This window comes from Chromobacterium haemolyticum (assembly GCF_009936155.1).
Classification (GTDB): Bacteria; Pseudomonadota; Gammaproteobacteria; order Burkholderiales; family Chromobacteriaceae; genus Chromobacterium; species Chromobacterium haemolyticum.
In genome coordinates this window covers 711990-727052 of the sequence record NZ_AP019312.1, presented here as the reverse complement: position 1 = coordinate 727052, position 15063 = coordinate 711990, and the positions used below count along the sequence as shown (strand labels likewise).

7 protein-coding genes (1 of these 7 cut by a window edge) are annotated in these 15063 nt (G+C 66.3%); 4 read left to right on the top strand and 3 right to left on the bottom strand.

What is annotated here, in order from left to right; translation table 11 throughout:
* Positions 1-107: 107 nt before the first annotated feature.
* Positions 108-692, top strand: a complete 585-nt coding sequence (locus GYH29_RS03200; RefSeq protein WP_161523176.1) for a ubiquinone biosynthesis accessory factor UbiJ — start codon at positions 108-110, stop codon at positions 690-692.
* Between the two features lie 6 nt (positions 693-698).
* On the top strand, positions 699-2225 hold the full coding sequence (ubiB, locus tag GYH29_RS03195) for a ubiquinone biosynthesis regulatory protein kinase UbiB (RefSeq protein WP_081555472.1): 1527 nt from the start codon (positions 699-701) through the stop codon (positions 2223-2225).
* A 6-nt stretch (positions 2226-2231) separates the two neighbouring features.
* Here the strand turns inward: ubiB and GYH29_RS24965 are convergent, their stop codons facing one another.
* The 3 genes from GYH29_RS24965 to GYH29_RS03180 form a co-directional block, all read right to left on the bottom strand.
* Complete coding sequence (locus GYH29_RS24965; RefSeq protein ID WP_269473794.1) at positions 2232-3644, bottom strand: 3'-5' exonuclease family protein; 1413 nt, start codon at positions 3642-3644, stop codon at positions 2232-2234.
* 139 nt (positions 3645-3783) lie between these two features.
* A complete protein-coding gene (locus GYH29_RS03185) occupies positions 3784-5058 on the bottom strand; it encodes a Y-family DNA polymerase (protein ID WP_161523175.1) in 1275 nt (424 codons plus the stop codon).
* Between the two features lie 135 nt (positions 5059-5193).
* On the bottom strand, positions 5194-6948 hold the full coding sequence (locus GYH29_RS03180; RefSeq protein ID WP_052052165.1) for a cholesterol oxidase substrate-binding domain-containing protein: 1755 nt from the start codon (positions 6946-6948) through the stop codon (positions 5194-5196).
* A gap of 302 nt (positions 6949-7250) precedes the next feature.
* On the opposite strand from GYH29_RS03180, the gene hmlA reads away from it, so the two are divergent.
* Positions 7251-13580: a jagaricin-like haemolysin non-ribosomal peptide synthetase HmlA gene (gene hmlA / locus GYH29_RS03175; protein WP_161523174.1), complete on the top strand. Its 6330-nt coding sequence runs from the start codon at positions 7251-7253 to the stop codon at positions 13578-13580.
* Positions 13577-15063, top strand: partial view of a jagaricin-like haemolysin non-ribosomal peptide synthetase HmlB gene (gene hmlB, locus GYH29_RS03170; RefSeq protein WP_161523173.1) — the beginning only. The gene runs 7531 nt beyond the window's last position; the window shows 1487 of its 9018 coding nt (coding positions 1-1487); it begins with the start codon at positions 13577-13579; the stop codon falls past the right edge of the window. The genes hmlA and hmlB overlap by 4 nt, the downstream gene beginning before the upstream one ends.

The window sequence follows — 15063 nt, the reverse complement described above, 5'->3', positions numbered from 1 at the left end:
GAGATCGTAAACAGACTCTTAAAGAACCGGTTTATCATCGGCGGCGCTCCGGCAATGCGGCCTTGAGACTAGACCCCTTCACCTTCCAATCACGGCGGAGACAACGCATGGGCATCCAGATTGCGGCATTCAACCACTTGTTGAACCAGCACCCGGCGGTGCGAGCGGAACTGGCCGCGCACGCCGGCCGACGCGTCGCCGTGGCGCTGCCGCCCTTTCATGTGGCCGGCGTGATCACCGACGACGGCTGGCTGGCCGCCTGCGAGGGCGAGCCGGAAGCCACGGTGCGGCTCAAGCACGCCGTCGCGCTGGCGGCGGTGGCCGGACGGGACCCGGCGCTGAACGACATCCAGCTGGAAGGCGACGCCGAACTGGCCGCCGCCCTTGGCCGCCTATTGGGCCGCTTGCAGTGGAACGCCGCCGAGGACCTGTCCCGGCTGGTGGGCGACGCCGCCGCCCAACGCGCGGAAACGCTGGCGCGCGCCCTGCTCGGCTTCAAGGGCCAGGTGGCCTGGCGTTTGGCCGCCAACTGGGTGGAGCATCTGCGCGAGGAAGCGCCGGTCCTGGCCGGCCGCCGGCAAGTGCAAGGCTTCGTCGCCGCGGTGGACACCTTGCGCGACGACGCCGGCCGCCTGGAAAAACGCCTGGCGCGGCTGCAGGCCGCGCTGCAACAAGAACAGACAAAGGCCTGACGGCACATGCGGATTTCGCGCTTCATCAAAATTGTTGGCACTTGCTATCGCTTTGGACTGGACGACTTTCTGGAAGGTCATTCCAAACTCGGCTTCATCCACAAGCTGTTCGCCCTGCTGCCGCGGCGCCGCGACGCCAGTGCGCCGCTGCCGCAGCGGGTGAGGCTGGCGCTGGAAAGCCTGGGGCCCATCTTCGTCAAATTCGGCCAAGTGCTGTCCACCCGCCGTGATTTGCTGCCCCCGGATTACGCCGACGAACTGGCGCGGCTGCAAGACCAGGTGCCGCCTTACGACGGCTTGCAAGCGCGCGAGATGATAGAACGCAGCCTGGGCCGCAAAGTGGACGAACTCTACGTCGACTTCGACAACACCCCGGTGGCCAGCGCCTCGGTGGCCCAGGTGCACAAGGCCTGGTTGCGCCAACCCGACGGCGGCCGCGGCCGCGAAGTGGCGGTCAAGGTGCTGCGCCCCGGTATCCAGCCTGTGATAGAGCAAGACCTGGCACTGATGGCCACGCTGGCCGGCTGGGTGGAGAAGCTGTTCACCGACGGCAAGCGCTTGAAGCCGCGCGAAGTGGTGGCCGAGTTCGACAAATACCTGCACGACGAACTGGACATGATGCACGAGGCCGCCAACGCCTCGCAGCTGCGCCGCAACTTCAAGAACTCGGACATGCTGATCGTGCCCGAGGTGTTCTACGACTACACCAGCCGCGACGTGCTGACTCTGGAATGGATGCACGGCATCCCGGTGGGCCAGGTGGACCGGCTGCGCGAAGCCGGCGTGGACCTGTCCAAGCTCAGCCGCTTCGGCGTGGAAATCTTTTTCACCCAGGTGTTCCGCCACGGCTTTTTCCACGCGGACATGCACCCGGGCAATATCTTCGTCGCCGCCGACGGCCGCTACATCGCACTGGACTTCGGCATCGTCGGCACCTTGACCGACACCGACAAGCACTACCTGGCGGTCAACTTCCTCGCCTTCTTCAACCGCGACTACCACCGCGTCGCCACCGCTCACATCGAATCCGGCTGGGTGCCGAAAGACACCCGCGCCGAAGAACTGGAAGCGGCGGTGCGCACCGTGTGCGAACCCATCTTCGAAAAACCGCTGTCGGAAATCTCCTTCGGCATGGTGCTGCTGCGTCTGTTCGAAACCAGCCGCCGCTTCAATGTGGAGATCCAGCCCCAACTGGTGCTGCTGCAAAAAACCCTGCTCAATATCGAAGGCCTGGGCCGCCAGTTGGACCCCAATCTGGATCTGTGGGACACCGCCAAGCCCTTCCTGACCAAGTGGATGAACGAGCAGATAGGCTGGCGCGGCCTGCTGCGCACGCTGAAGCACGAAGCGCCTCAATGGGCCACCACTCTGCCCACGCTGCCGCGCAAGCTGAATGACGCGCTGTCCTCCGCCAACAGCGAGCTGCTGATCAGCGGCTATATCCAGCTGATGCGGGAACAAAAGCGCCAGAACTGGCTGCTGGCGCTGATCGCCGTCCTGCTGGGGGCGCTGCTGCTGAAGAACTGGCTTTAAACCTGTTCACAGCTCGCGCAGCGCCGTCCCCTCCACTGGCTTGCGCAGCCAGCCCTCCAGCAGCTTGTAGCTGTCCAGATCGAAAGACGGCGCGCCCTCCAGCGGGCCGCCCTCGCCCTGACGCGACCCCAGATAGCACCAGCGGTCGAACACATGCTCGGCGCGCTCGCCGGTCACTTCGTCGGTTTCCACCACCGCGATGGCGCCGGCGAACGGCCAGGCCTTCACTTTCAGCTTGGCCAAGGCGCCCAGCAACCGGATATCGTGCACCTCCGCCGGCTCGCGGCCGACACAGGCGCCGCGGCAACGGCCCAGTTTCAAGGCCGCGCACGGCGCGCCTTTGCGGCTGGTCACCGCCTCCACTCCCAGCACCGACTGGCACAGCGCATTGCCCAGCGCGATTTCCGCCAGGATCTTGCGCGCCTCGCGCGCATGGCGGAACAAGCCGTACAAATCCGCGGTGCGGCTAAAATCCAGTTCGCGCGCGTACACCACCTTGGGACGAATGAAGCCGTCCTCCGTCACCAGTTGGATGGAACACAGCTCAGGACTGAGCTTGCCGCGATGGTTATGCCTCGGCGCCAAAGCGTGTATGCGCTGCAACTCCAGCAAATGCGCGCCGAAATCGCCCAAGGTCTCCTGCCATTCCACCCTGCCTATCGGCTCGCCGATATGCACCTCGCGGCTCTTGCCTCCGCCTTTGACCGCAACGAAATGCGCCAACACCCGGTTGCGCAGATTGCTTCCCCGGCCCACGTACAAGGGCTTGCCGTCCTCGCCGTACAGCGTGTACACCCCCGGCACGTCCGGCAGCAGTTCCAATTGATCCTGCAAGGCCGCCGGCAAGCCGGCCAGCTCCGGCGGCGCGGCCAACACCGCCGCCATCGCCGCGCCCATCGTCTCCGCGCCCAGTTCAAGATGGGCGATGTCCAGAAAACGGCGCACCGCCTCCGCGTCCGCCAGCGCCCGGTGGCGCTCCGGCAGGCGAATGTCGTGGCGCTCTATCAGGCTGTCCAGGCTATGCTTGAAAAACTGCGGGTACAGGCGGCGCGACAGCTTCACCGTGCACAGCGACTGGCTCTGGAAGCGCAGCCCGACACGGCGAAACTCGTTTTTCAAAAAGCTGTAATCGAAACGCGCGTTATGCGCCAGAAACAGACGGCCGGACAGCATCGACAGCAAACGCTCGGCCAAGTCGGAGAAATTCGGCGCCTCCGCCACCATGGCGTTGGAAATGCCGGTCATGTTCTCGATAAAGGGAGGGATGGGCTGGCCGGGGTTGATCAGAGAGCTGAAGCGCTCCACCCGGTCTCCATCGATCAGGATGACGCCCACCTCGGTAATGCGGTCGCGGCTGATGTGGCCGCCGGTGGTTTCCAAGTCGACAATGGCGCAAGGCTGGGCAAACAGAGGGTTCAATGTCTCGCTTTCAAGTGCGGCGCGCGGCGGCTTGATTGCACTATAGCCACCGCCCTGGCCCCGCAAGGTTGCAAATCAAGAGCGGCATTTTACTCCAAGAGCCGGGGCGCAATCCGCTTTCCGCCGCATTCCGCCGCCGCTATTTCGCCTTCGCCACCGGAATATCTTCCCAGCGCGTGGTATAGGCCGGCGACAACATGTCCTGCTTCATCTTCCAAGGCTGTTCCAAGCCTTCCGCCAACAACTTGACCGTGCCGCGGCCCATGCGCTGGTTGATCGCGTCCAGCGCCGCCATCAAGCGTTTCCCTTTCTCTGGATCCGGCCCGCTGGCGAACAGGTCCGGCTGCGCCCGCTCCGCGTCCACCAATTGCCAGGCCATCACCCCGCACTTCTGGTAGCTGGCTCCGGGCCGCCACAAGCGTTCAAGCGCTCGGCTGGCCGCGGCCACCAACACCCGGCTGTCGGCGCTGGCCGGCAGCAAGGGCACCACCTCGCTGTCCCGCTGCACCGTGCCCTGCTGGTACACGCCGCGCTGCAGGCTCACTTGCAGGAAGGAGGCTAGGGAGCCTTGCCGCCGCAAACGCTCCGCCACTTGCGCCGCGTGCATCGCCACCGCCTCGCCCGCTTCCTCCAGCCGCGTCACCTTGTGGCCGAAGGAGCGCGTGGACATCAAGGACTGCCTCGGCGGCAGCGCCTCCTCCAGGCTCAGGCAGGAGAGGCCGTCCAGTTCGTCGGCGATGCGCGCCACGGTGACGCCGAAACGGCGGATCAGCCAATCCCGGTCCGCCTCCGCCAGCGCCGCGGCGTGGTTTACGCGCTCCAGCCGCAGCTTGACCGAAAGCTTGCGTCCCACGCCCCAGATATCCTCCACCGGCACGGCGGCCAGCAAGCTCCGCAGCTCCGCCGCGTCCAGCGCTTGCAGATTCATCACCCCGTCGCAGGCCGGATTTTGCTTGGCCAGGTGGTTGGCCAGCTTGGCCAAGGTCTTGCTGGGGCCGATGCCGACGCACACAGGCAGGCCCAGGCCGCGCAGCATGGCATAGCGCATCTCTTGCGCCAGCCGTTCCGGCTCCGGCTCGCCGCCGATGTCCAGAAAGCATTCATCTATGGAATACACCTCCTGCGCGCGCGCGAAGCCGGCCAGCAGCCGCATCGCGCGGCCGGACAAATCGCCGTACAAGGCGTAGTTGGAGGAAAACACCGCCACGCCCAACTGCTCCAGCCGCGCCTTGTGCAGGAAGTAAGGCGCGCCCATGGGCACGCCCAAAGCCTTGGCCTCGGCCGAGCGCGACACGATGCAGCCGTCGTTGTTGGACAACACGACAATGGGCAAGCCGGCCAGACCAGGGTTGAACACCCGCTCGCAGGAAGCGTAAAAGGAATTGCAGTCGACTTGGGCGTAACAGGATGGCATGGCTGGGCGGAATGGCGCGAATCCGGCGCGGTGGGAACTGCTTATAGTGTAGCCTTCCCCGCCCGGCGTAAGCGAGCGCGCAAAGAAAACGGCGCGCCTTCAAATGGAGGCGCGCTGTCTTTACCCCCTCAAACATCAGAGCGCGAGGCTGTCCAGCAAGGGCGAGGAGAACAGACGGTACGGGTCATAGGCCGCCAGCGCCGCCTTGGCCGCGTCCCAGTTGGCCGCCGCCGGCTGCCCGGCGCGGAAGGCGTTGGGGATGGTCGTCTGCAGCATGGCGGAATCCGCCCACGCCGCCTGATCGGTATAGCCCCAGCCCTTGGACCACTCAGGACGCACCGCCGCGTAAGAACCGTTGAAATTGGCCTCTATCCACTGCTCTATCTCGCGATAGAACTGGTTGGCGTACGGCGTGCCCGGCAGCGTCAGAATGTCCAGCCACACGGCGACATTCCATTCAGGATGATCCGGGCGCGGGCGAATGGCGGACAGCGCCGGCGCCACGCCGCCGCTCAGCGCCGCCTCGCTCGGATCGTCCAGCCCGGTCACGCGGATTTCGACCGGCCCGTTCATAGGATAGCGGCCCTGCTGCTGATACGCCTGCACCCGCGCCTGATAGAAGGTGACGAATTCATTGAGCACGCGCTGCACGTTCTCGCGACGGGTCAATACCGCGTAACCGTTGGCGGTGACGCGCAAGGTGGTGGGCTTGACGTAGAGCAGCAGGTTTTTGGACCAGCCCCACAAGTCCCAGCTGGCCGTGGCCACCAGGCCGGCGCTGGCAGCGGCGAACTGCGCCTTGCCGAAGGCCGGCGTCAGCTTGCCGTCTCCCAGCGACAGAATCTTGTTGGCCAGATCGGTCACTTCGTCGGGCAGGTTGTCGGAGAAGGGATAGTTGAACGGCTTGTCGGTCTGGCGGGAGAACAGCGGCTTGTTCGGCGTCACCGTCCACACCTTGAGCCAGGGATTGCTAGTGAACGGGAACCAGATCGCCTCCACCCGGCCCGCGCTGTCCAGATAGCTGGCGAAGGTGCGTCCGCCGCTGCCCGCCGCGGCGAACATTTCGCCATAGGGGATGTTGAACCAGCTTTGACAACGCAAACGCTGGTTGGGCGCCGCCTGCAAAGTGGCTTCCACGATCAGCGAGCGGCCCACATGCGCCAGCAGCGGCGCGATTTGCGGATCGTTGCGGGCAAACTTGCGCAGCGCGTAAGCGCCGCTGGCCTTGTCGTAAACCACGGCGGTGAGGCTGAGCACCAGATTGCTGATCGAGCCGTAACTGGCGCCGGCCAGACGGCGTTCGCCCTTGGCCGGAATCGCGGTGCCGTGGCCGTTGATGGCCAGCACGCCGCCCAGGGTCAGGTCCCCCGGCGCCGGCGCGGCGGTCACGCCCAGGCCGGCCTTTTCCAGGCCGGTAAGCAAGGCTTCCATAGTGATGCCGGCCTGGGCCGTGACCTTGGCCACCGGACCTGAAGCGTCGATGGACATCGCGGTCAAGTATCGCGTGGTGTCCAACAACACCACAGCCGGGCAGCTGACGCCGGCGGCCAGCGTCAACGGCGACCAGTTATGCATCATGCCGCGCGCCCGCACCTTATAACCGTTGTCCTTGGCCCAGTTGGCCACCTTCACCACCTCGTCCGCGGAACGCGGCGCGCAGGTCCAGACATCATCCACCTTGATATCGCCGGCCCAGTTTTTGAAGCTTTGCTTATATAAGGGGATTTCCGCAGGGAAATTATTGGGTTGGCTGCAAGTCAGCCTCCCCGCCATGATCCGTTCGGCCGGCAACCATCCCGCCAGCGCGCCCGCGGAAGCCAGTTTCAAGCTTCCGGTCAAAAAGTCCCGACGGCTGGCGGCCAAAGGTTTTTCCGCATCATTCGAACTCATTCCAAAACTCCTCGCAAATGCAAAAGTAAAAATAAAAACAATACGGATTAAACATGAATTATTTAAACCGTATTTAGCAGGAATATTTGAAAATTTATAATGCGGATCGCTGATTTAGCTATCCCATTATCTTAATAGAATGACGCTATCATGTAATACAACCATTAAAAACCTGACTTATTTACCAGTTAAATTGCTTCACTAATTTAATTCACATCAGTGTAGATTTACGCGACACACACATGGCAGTACAGAAGCATATTTCGGCATAATACTTTCTAAATAAGATTGGAATAACTCAAATGAAAACCTTCCCGCTTACACGCCGGCAGCTGGAAATTTATTTTCATCAATCGTTATTCTCCGCGCCCGAACTATTCAATATCGGCGGTTTCATCAAAATACAGGGCGCACTCGATATCGAAACCCTGCAAGCCGCGCTCGCCGCCCTGATGGAGCACACGCCGGCGCTACGCATCGCCATTGACGATGCCGACGGCCAGCCACGCCAAGTGCTGTGCCCGCGTCATCCCCGCCCGTTGACGGTAATCGACACCCGCGGCGAGCCGGAGCCGGAACGCGCTGCCCGGGAATGGACCGAGCGCGACTTCGCCCAAGCCTTCGCGTTCGATGGCCAAACCCCGTTGGCCGCCTACACCTTGCTGCGTCACGGGGAAGAGGATTTCATCCTGTACGGCCGCTTCCACCACATCGCCTTCGACGGCTGGGCCATCGCCCAGCTCTACGGCGAGAAGTGCCGTTACTACAATCACCTGCGCCAGGGCTTGCTGCCGGCGCCGACGCCGATGATGACGCCGGCCGAATTGGTGGAGGAGGAAGACGGCTACTACGAATCGCGCCATTACGCGAAGGACCGGGAATACTGGCAAAACAAACTCGCCGGCTACCAAACCCGGCTGTTCACCGACGCCGGCGGACAACTGAGCTGCGGGCAGCGCAGCTTCCAACTGTCGGCGGAAACCTACAGGCGCATCGGCGAACTGGCCGCCGCGCACCAGGCCACCGTCTTCCACTTTTTCATCGGCCTGATCTACACCCATGCGCTGCGCGAGTTCGGCGCCGACGATCTGCTGTTGGCCCTGCCCATCCTCAACCGCCGCAATGCCTTGGCCAAGAACACCCCGGGACTGTTCGCCAGCCTGTGCCCGCTGCGCTTGAAGCTCCAACCGCACTGGAGCTTCGCGGAACTGCTCAGCCTGATCCAGCGCGAACTAAGAGCCGATTTCCGCCATCACCGCTATCCGATAGGCGAAACCGAAGGCCTCGGCCGGGACAGGCTGCCCTACGAAATCAGCCTGTCGTACGAGAAGCACGATTACGACGCCATGTTCGACGGCACCGTCAGCAATATGACCGCGATGCGCGCCTTGTCGCAGCACTATCCGCTGAAGGTCTTCGTGCGCGAGGCGGACTCGCGCCAGCCGGTGAAAGTGGACCTCGACTACAACCTGGCCAGCTTCGCCGAACTGGATGCCGCCGCCTTCATCGACGGCGTGGAGCCCTTGCTGCACAGCCTGCTGCGCGATCCGGAGCAAACGCTGGCCAAGGCCCCGCGCCTCGCCGAGCCGCCCGCGCCCGTCGCCCCGCCGCACCCCGACCTGTGCAGCTGGTTCGAGCACGCCGCCCGGGCCTTCCCCGAGCGCGTCGCCGTTCAGGGCGAAGCCTCCGCCCTGCGCTACCAAGAACTCGACGCCCGCGCCAATCAATTGGCCCGGCAATTGCTCCAGCTCGGCGTGCTACCGGAACAGCGCGTCGGACTCTGCTGCCAACGCCAGCCCGATCTCCTCGTCGCCATGCTCGCCATCCTCAAGGCCGGCGCCGCCTATGTGCCGCTGGACCCCGGCTACCCCGCCGAGCGCCTCGAGTTCCTCGTCCGCGACAGCGCCATCCATGTCGTCGTCGGCGACGCCGAATCCGCCGAAGCCCTGCCTACCGGCCTCGCCCTGCGCTGGCTGGATGTGGCCGTCTCCTCCGGAGACGCCACGCCGCCGCCGCGTCGTCTGCATCCGCGGCAGGCCGCTTACGTCATCTATACCTCCGGCTCCACCGGCACCCCCAAGGGCTGCGTGGTCAGCCACCACAATGTGGTCCGATTGATCGCCGCCACTGCCGAGCGTTTCGCCTTCGGTCCCGACGATGTCTGGTCGCTGTTCCATTCCTACGCCTTCGATTTCTCGGTATGGGAGATCTGGGGACCGCTGCTGTTCGGCGGCACTTGCCTGGTGGTGCCTTACTGGGTGTCCCGTTCGCCGGAGGCCTTCGCCGATTGGCTGCAGCAGCATCGCGTGTCGGTGTTGAACCAGACCCCGGCCGCTTTCCGCCAGCTGATCCCCGCCGCCGCCGCTCACGCCTTGCCGGACTTGCGTCTGGTGATCTTCGGCGGCGAGGCGCTGGAACTGGCCAGTCTGGAGCCCTGGTTCCAACAACGCGGCGATCAACGTCCCGAGCTGGTCAATATGTACGGCATCACCGAAACCACCGTGCATGTCACCCAGCGCGCCATCCGACAGGCCGATCTCGACGCTCGCCGGGGTCAGGTCATCGGCCCGCCGATTCCCGATCTGGCCTTCCACCTGCTGGACCGCTTCCTGCAGCCGGTGCCCGTCGGCGTGCCCGGCGAGATCTATGTCGGCGGCCCCGGCGTCGCTCGTGGCTACTGGAACCGCCCGGCGCTGACCGCCGCCCGCTTCCTGCCCAATCCCTTCGCCGCCGACGGCTCCCGCCTGTATCGCTCCGGCGATCTCGCCCGCCGCCGCGCCGACGGCGAGATCGAATACCTGGGCCGCGCCGATCATCAGGTCAAGCTGCGCGGTTTCCGCATCGAGCTGGGTGAGATCGAAGCCGCGCTGTGCCGTCTGCCTGCCGTGCGCGAGGCTCTGGTCCTGCTGGACCGCCCCGCCGCCGGCGAACCCCGGCTGGTGGCCTACGCCGTCGGCGACGCCGAACCCGCCGCCCTGCGCGCCGCGTTGGCCGCCGAGCTGCCCGAGCACATGCTGCCCGCCGTCATCGTGGCGCTGGAGCGTTTCCCGCTGACCCACCACGGCAAGATCGACCGCGCCGCCCTGCCGGCCGCGCAAGCCGCCAGCGACGCGCCGCGCGTCGACCCCCGCTCCGACGCGGAACGCGCGCTCGCCCAAATCTGGGCCGACGTCCTTGCCGTGCCCCTGCCCGGCATCGACGACAATTTCTTCGCCCTGGGAGGCGATTCCATCCTCTCCCTGCAAGTGGTCGCCCGCGCCCGCGACCAGGGCTTGGCCCTCAACGTGCAACAGCTGTTCAGCCGGCCCACCATTCGCCAGCTGTGCGAAGCGCCGGAGCCCGCCGACGACGGCGCAAGCGCCGCCGCGCGGCAAGCCTTCTCGCTGATTTCCGACGCCGACCGGCTGCGCTTGCCGGACGACGTGATCGAAGCGCTGCCCATGTCGCGGCTGCAGGCCGGCATGCTGTTCCACAGCGAGCTGTCGCAAAACGGCGCCATCTTCCACGACATTTTCAGCTTCGATCTGCGCCTGCCCTGGGACGAAGCCGCCTGGCGCGCTGCTGTTCGCCGCTTGGCGGAACGCCACGCCGCGCTGCGCACCACCTTCCACTGGAACGCCTACTCGGAACCGCTGCAGCTGATTCATCGCGACGGCGACATCCCGCTAAGCGTCGCCGACTTGCGCGCGCTGGCGCCCGAAGCGCAAAGCCGGGCGCTGGCCGACTTCGTCGCCGCGGAAAAAGCCCGGCCCTTCCAGCCACAATCCCCGCCGCTGCTGCGCCTCTCCCTGTTCCGGCTGGACACCGGCCGCGCGCGGCTGACGCTAAGCTTCCATCACGCGATTCTGGACGGCTGGAGCGTGGCCACCTTGGTCACCGACCTGCTGCGGCTGGCGCGGCACGCGCAAAGCGCCGGCCCGGCCGACGCGTCCGGCGCGCTGAGCGCGCTGTTCATCGAACAGGAAAAACAAGCCGAGAACACCCCTGAGCTGAAAGCGGCTTGGCGGCAACGGCTGGCTGGCTTGGAAGCCTCTGTCTTGCCCCGGTTGAGGCCTCAGCCGGCCGCGGGCGGCGCGCGCAGCGTCCGCCGTCTCAGCCGCATGCTGCCGGCCGAACTGTCCATGGCGCTGGACGCCGCCGCCGCGCGGCTGGCGCTGCCGCTCAAAACCGTATTGCTCACCGCTCACCTGCGCGTGCTGGCGCTGCTGACCGGTTCCGCCGCCGCCAGCACCGGCTACGTCACCCACAGCCGCCCCGAACGCGAAGACAGCGCCGCCGCGCTAGGCCTCTTCCTGAACACCGTTCCGCTGAGCGTGGCACTGCGAACCGGCAGTTGGGCGCAACTGGCGCGCCGCGTCTTTGCCGAGGAAACGGCCTTGCAAGCGCTGCGTCGCCTGCCGCTGGCCGCCATCATGCAACTGAACCACGGCAGGCGCGGTTTCGAAGTCGGCTTCAACTACATCCACTTTCATGTCTACGGACAAGCGCTGCGCTTGCCCGACGTGACGGTGGAAGGCGTGGAAGTGTTCGAGGAAACCGACTTTCCCTGCCTGGTGCAATTCAGCCGCGATCCACGAAACCAAGGCCTGGAACTAACGCTGGCCTGGGACGAGGCGGAATTCGACGCGCCGCAGATGGAGGATATGGCCGGCTATCTGCAAGGGGCGCTGGCGTCGCTGGCCGAAGATACCGACGCCGATTGGCTGGCCGCGCCGCTGCTGAACGCCGAGCAAGCCGCCCAGGCACTGGGCCCCGCGCCCATTTCCATCGCCCCGCCCCATCCCGACCTTTGCAGCTGGTTCGAACACGCCGCCCAGGCCTTCCCCGAGCGCGTCGCCGTCCAGGGCGAAACCTCCGCCCTGCGCTACCAAGAACTCGACGCCCGCGCCAATCAGCTCGCAAGGCAATTACTCCAGCTCGGCGTGCAGCCGGAACAACGCGTCGGCCTGTGCTGCCAGCGTCAGCCCGATCTCCTCGTCGCCATGCTCGCCATCCTCAAGGCCGGCGCCGCCTATGTCCCGCTGGACCCCGGCTATCCCGCCGAGCGCCTGGAGTTCCTCGTCCGCGACAGCGCCATCCATGTCGTCGTCGGCGACGCCGAGTCCGCCGATGCCCTGCCCGCCGGCCTCGCCCTGCGCTGGCTGGATGTGGCCGTCTCCTCCGGCGACGCCGCGCCGCCGCCGCGCCGCCTGCACCCGCAGCAGGCCGCTTACGTCATCTATACCTCCGGTTCCACCGGCAACCCCAAGGGCTGCGTGGTCAGCCATCACAATGTGGTCAGGCTGATCGCCGCCACCGCCGAGCGTTTCGCCTTCGGTCCCGACGATGTCTGGTCGCTGTTCCATTCCTACGCCTTCGATTTCTCGGTGTGGGAGATCTGGGGGCCGCTGCTGTTCGGCGGCACTTGCCTGGTGGTGCCTTACTGGGTGTCCCGCTCGCCGGAGGCCTTCGCCGATTGGCTGCAGCAGCATCGCGTGTCGGTGTTGAACCAGACCCCGGCCGCTTTCCGCCAGTTGATCCCCGCCGCCGCCGCTCACGCCTTGCCGGACTTGCGTCTGGTGATCTTCGGCGGCGAGGCGCTGGAACTGGCCAGTCTGGAGCCCTGGTTCCAACAACGCGGCGATCAACGTCCCGAGCTGGTCAATATGTACGGCATCACCGAAACCACCGTGCACGTCACCCAGCGCGCCATCCGACAGGCCGATCTCGACGCTCGCCGGGGTCAGGTCATCGGCCCGCCGATTCCCGATCTGGCCTTCCATCTGCTGGACCGCTTCCTGCAGCCGGTGCCCGTCGGCGTGCCCGGCGAGATCTACGTCGGCGGCCCCGGCGTCGCTCGCGGCTACTGGAACCGCCCGGCGCTGACCGCCTCCCGCTTCCTGCCCAACCCCTTCGCCGCCGACGGCTCCCGCCTCTATCGCTCCGGCGACCTCGCCCGCCGCCGCGCCGACGGCGAGATCGAATACCTGGGCCGCGCCGATCATCAGGTCAAGCTGCGCGGTTTCCGCATCGAGCTGGGCGAGATCGAAGCCGCGCTGTGCCGGCTGCCCGCCGTGCGCGAGGCTCTGGTCCTGCTGGACCGCCCCGCCGCCGGCGAACCCCGGCTGGTGGCCTACGCCGTCGGCGACGCCGAACCGGCCGCCCTGCGCGCCGCGCTGGCCGCCGAGCTGCCCGAGCACATGCTGCCCGCCGTCATCGTGGCGCTGGAGCGCTTCCCGCTGACCCACCACGGCAAGATCGACCGCGCCGCCCTGCCGGCGCCGGAGCCGCTGGCGCGGCGCGCCTTCGAAGCGGCGCGCACGCCCAGCGAATTCCTGGTGGCGGAGGTGTTCGCCGATCTGTTGCAGCTGCCGCAAGTCAGCCGCGATGAAAGCTTCTTCGAGTTGGGCGGCGACTCCATCCTGGCGGTGCGCGCCGCCAACCGGCTGCGCGAACGCCTGGGGGTTCCGCTGCCCCTGCGCCTCCTGTTCGAACATCCGCGCGCGGCGGAACTGGCGCAACACATCGACGCGCAGCGCGGACAGACATCGGCCGCCTCGCCGGTGCGGCAAGCGCGCCGCCAGCTGGCGCGCGTCACGTTCGGCGCCGACGGCGACACCTCATCCCAGCAGTCCAATCAAGGCCAACCATGAACGCAATTGACGCCCACGCCTCTTTCGACGCCTATGTTTTCCCGCAATCCGGCGCCCAGCGCCGCTTGTGGACGCTGGCGGACCTGGCGCCGGACTCGACGGCCTACCACATCCCGCTGGCCCTGCGCCTGCGCGGCGCACTGGACGCCGACGCGCTGCAAGCCGCTCTGAACGCCCTGGTGGCGCGCCATGAGATCCTGCGCACTCAATACGATCTGGTCGACGGCGAACCCTGCCAGTTGATCCGCCCGCAAGCCGGTTGCGAGCTGCCGCGCACCGCCTGCGACGAGGCCGGCCTGCCGGCGCGCTTGCGCGCGGAAGCCGCCCTGCGTTTCGATCTGCGGCGCGATCCGGTGATCCGGGCGCGCCTGTTCGTTCTGGGCCCTCAACACCATGTGCTCTCCATCGTGATCCATCACATCGCCTGCGACGGCTGGTCGCTGGGCGTGCTGGTGCGCGAACTGGGCGCGCTCTACCCGGCGCTGGCCGCCGGCCTACCCGTGCCGGCCCTGCCCGAGGCGCTGCAATACGCCGACTTTTCCGAATGGGAACGCGAAACCCGCGCCGGCGGCGACAGCGACGCCGATGCGCTGCGCTACTGGCGCGAACGCCTCGCCGGCCTAGACGGCGAAATGGAGCTGCCCGGCGATTACGCCGCCGGCCAAAGCCGGAGCGAGGAAGCCGGCCACGTCAGCCTGACGCTGCCGGCCTCGCTGGTCGACCCGCTGCGCAAGCTGGCCCTCGCCGCCGACGCCACCTTGTTCATGGCCTTGCTCTCCGGCTTCCAGGCGCTGCTGCAAAGGCTGAGCGGACGCGACGACATCTGCGTCGGCAGCCCTGTGGCCAATCGCGACCGCGCCGAGTTCGAACAGACCCTGGGTTTCTTCGTCAACACCCTGATCCTGCGTCAGGATCTGAGCGGCTCGCCCAGCTTTTCTCAATTGCTGACGCGCAACCGCGCCGATTGCCTGGACGCCTTCGCCCATCAGCACGCGCCCTTCGATCAGGTGGTGAAACTGGCCGGCTCCCGTTCCCAGGCCCAGGACGCGCCGTTCCGCGCCCTGTTCGCGCTGCAGAACGCGCCGCTGGGCCGTTTGGACTGGCAGGGCGTGGAAGCGGAAGCGCTGCCGCTATTCCCCGCCGACGCCAAATTCGACCTGAGCCTGATGCTGGAGCCGGCCGGCGACGGCCTGCGCGCCACGCTGGAATACCGCGCCGGCCTGATCGGCGCCGACACAGCGGCCCGCTGGCTGGAACACTATCGTGAACTGCTGCAATCCGCGGCCGCTCAACCGGATTGTCCTGTGGCGCGGTTGCCGCTGCTGAACGCCGAGCAAGCCGCCCAGGCACTGGGCCCCGCGCCCATTTCCATCGCCCCGCCCCATCCCGACCTTTGCAGCTGGTTCGAACACGCCGCCCAGGCCTTCCCCGAGCGCGTCGCCGTCCAGGGCGAAACCTCCGCCCTGCGCTACCAAGAACTCGA